Raw genomic sequence first — 1522 nt, 5'->3', positions numbered from 1 at the left:
GCTCCATCGCCCGACCAAGGGCACCCAGGAGGGCGGGTCGATCGGGGCCGTTACCCAGTTCGAGATGCAGGTGCTGGATATGCTCGGCCTGCTCAAGATCGACTTCCTGGGGCTGTCCACGCTGACGGTGATGGAGCGCGCCTGCGAGCTGATCCGGCAACGGCAGGGGGTGGTGCTCGATATCCACACCATTCCCCTGGATGACACGGCGACCTTCGACCTGCTCGGCCGGGGAGATGTGCTGGGTGTGTTCCAGGTGGAAGGTGCCGGCATGCGGCGCCACCTGATGGAGATGAAGCCCAGCACCCTGGCGCACGTCACCGCCATGGTCGCCCTCTACCGTCCAGGACCGATGGAGTTCATCCCAGCCTACATCCGCCGCATGCACGGCCAGGAGGCGGTGCACTACCGGCACCCCGGCCTGCAGCCGATTCTGGAAGAGACCTACGGCATCACCGTCTATCAGGAACAGATCATGTACACCGCTATGAACCTGGCGGGCTACACGGCGGCCGAGGCCGACAACCTGCGTAAATCGGTCGCCAAGAAGAAGGCCGAGGCACTCCATCAGGAACGGGATAAGTTCGTGCGCGGCGCCGTCGGGCAGGGGGTCCCGCAGGGCACGGCCGACGCTATCTTCGACGATTGGGAGGCCTTTGCCCGCTACGGCTTCCCCAAAGGCCACGCTGCGGACTACGCTGTGATCTGTGTTGAAACCGCCTATCTCAAGGCCCACTTTCCAGCTGAGTACATGACAGCCCTGATGTCCGTTTTCTGTGATGACACAGACAAGGTGGCGCTGTATATCGCCGACTCGCGCCGGGCCGGCTTCGACGTGCTTGGGCCGGATGTGAACGCCTCGCGTCTCGACTTCAGCATCGAGGACCGGGCTCCCGCCAAGCCGGCCATCCGCTACGGCCTGGCGGCGATCAAGAATGTCGGCGCAGCCGCCGTCGAGTCCATCCTGCAGGCCCGGCAGGCGGAAGGGCCGTTCGGCTCGGTCGCAGAACTGGCGCGCCGGGTGGACCTGCGGCATGTGGGCAAGCGAGCGCTCGAGAGCCTGGTGCGGGTCGGGGCGCTGGACAGCCTGGGTGAGCGCACGGCGATCCTGGAGGTGGTCGACAGGATGATGGCGGTCTCGGCGGCCTACTTCCGTGCCCGAGATGTCGGACAGCTCACCCTGTTCGGCGGCGCCACTGGCGTTGCCGAGCACCTCGAGCTGTCTCCGACATCCGGCACCGTCGCTCGCCGCGAACAACTGACCTGGGAGAAGGAGCTGCTCGGGGCTTACGTGTCCGATCATCCCCTGACGCCCTACATGCCCGAGCTCAGGGAGCTGGTCTCGCACTACAGTGCCGAGCTGCGCGAGGCGGAGCAAGGGACGGCGGTGACGGTCGCCGGCGAGGTTAGCCGCATCCGCGCTTTTCAGACCCGCACCGGGCGAGAGATGGCGTTCATCACGCTCGAGGACCTGCAGGGGCTGTTTGACATCGTCGTCTTCACCCGCACCTGGCAGAAGGTG

1 protein-coding gene is annotated in these 1522 nt (G+C 65.8%); it reads left to right on the top strand.

Annotation, left to right across the window (positions count from 1 at the left end; genetic code table 11):
* On the top strand, positions 1-1522 hold a 1522-nt coding region (gene dnaE / locus MUO23_07575; protein ID MCJ7512814.1), incomplete at both ends, for a DNA polymerase III subunit alpha.

This window comes from Anaerolineales bacterium, from assembly GCA_022866145.1.
GTDB lineage: Bacteria > Chloroflexota > Anaerolineae > Anaerolineales > E44-bin32 > PFL42.
This window is presented reverse-complemented; position numbering and strand designations above follow the sequence as displayed.